Annotated in this window: 1 pseudogene; it reads left to right on the top strand. The window is 69.9% G+C overall.

Annotation, left to right across the window (positions count from 1 at the left end):
* Positions 1 to 1,492: pseudogene (garD, locus tag BMG07_RS40580) on the top strand (galactarate dehydratase); the annotation flags it as partial.

The raw sequence follows: 1,492 nt of genomic DNA, 5'->3' as shown, positions 1-1,492 counted from the left end.
CGACAACGTGGCCATCGTCGCGAACGACGGCGGCCTGAAGGCCGGCGCCGAGTTCGCCGACGGCCTGCGGCTGGTGGACAACGTGCCGCAAGGCCACAAGGTGGCGCTGGCCGACCTGGCCGAGGGTGACGCCATCGTTCGCTACAACGTGGTGATCGGCTACGCGCAGAAGGCCTTGCCGCGCGGCAGCTGGGTGCACGAGCGGGTGATGCGCATGCCGGTGGCGCCCGGGCTCGACGGCCTGCCCATTGCCACCGTCAAGCCCCCTGCCCTGCCGCCGCTGGAGGGCTACACCTTCGAGGGCTACCGCAACGCCGACGGCTCGGTGGGTTCGCGCAACATCCTGGCCATCACCGAGACCGTGCAATGCGTGGCGGGCGTGATCGACTTCGCGGTGCAGCGCATCAAGGCCGAGCTGCTGCCCAAGTACCCGAACGTCGACGACGTGGTGGCGCTGGCGCACGGCTACGGCTGCGGCGTGGCCATCGACGCGCCCGACGCCATCGTGCCGATCCGCACGCTGCGCAACATCAGCCTCAACCCGAACTTCGGCGGCGAGGTGATGGTGGTGAGCCTGGGCTGCGAGAAGCTGCAGCCCGAGCGGCTGCTGCCGCCGGGCAGCATTCCCATCGTCGACAAGCGCGGCGAGGCCCAGGGCGATGCCGGCCGAACTCGACGTGGTCTGCCTGCAGGACGACGAGCACATCGGCTTCATGTCGATGATCGATTCGGTCATGCGCCAGGCCGAGACGCACCTGGTGCGACTGAACGCCCGCCGCCGCGAGACCGTGCCCGCCAGCGAACTGGTGGTGGGCGTGCAGTGCGGCGGCAGCGACGCTTTCTCCGGCGTCACCGCCAACCCCGCCGTGGGCTTTTGCACCGATCTGCTGGTGCGCGCGGGCGCCACGGTGATGTTCTCCGAAGTGACCGAGGTGCGCGACGGCATCGACCAGCTCACCTCGCGCGCCTCGTCGCCCGAAGTGGCCGAGGCCATGATCCGCGAGATGGCGTGGTACGACGCCTACCTGGACAAGGGCCGCGTCGACCGCAGCGCCAACACCACGCCGGGCAACAAGAAGGGCGGGCTGTCGAACATCGTCGAGAAGGCGATGGGCTCGATCGTCAAGTCGGGCTCGGCGCCGATCAGCGGCGTGCTCGCGCCCGGAGAAAAGGTCGCGCAGAAGGGCCTGATCTACGCGGCCACGCCGGCCAGCGACTTCATCTGCGGCACGCTGCAGCTGGCCGCCGGCATCAACCTGCACGTGTTCACCACCGGCCGCGGCACGCCCTACGGGCTGGCCGAGGTGCCGGTGATCAAGGTCGCGACGCGCAGCGACCTGGCGCGCCGCTGGCACGACCTGATGGACGTGAACGCGGGCCGCATCGCCGACGGCCAGGCCAGCATCGAGGACGTGGGCTGGGAGCTGTTCCGCCTGATGCTCGACGTGGCCAGCGGCCGCAAGAAGACCTGGGCCGAGCACTGGAAGCTGCA

It is taken from the genome of Variovorax sp. E3, from assembly GCF_016082275.1.
Classification (GTDB): domain Bacteria; phylum Pseudomonadota; class Gammaproteobacteria; order Burkholderiales; family Burkholderiaceae_C; genus Variovorax.
The sequence above is the reverse complement of the archived record's forward strand: the minus strand, read 5'-3'. Positions and strand labels throughout refer to the sequence as shown.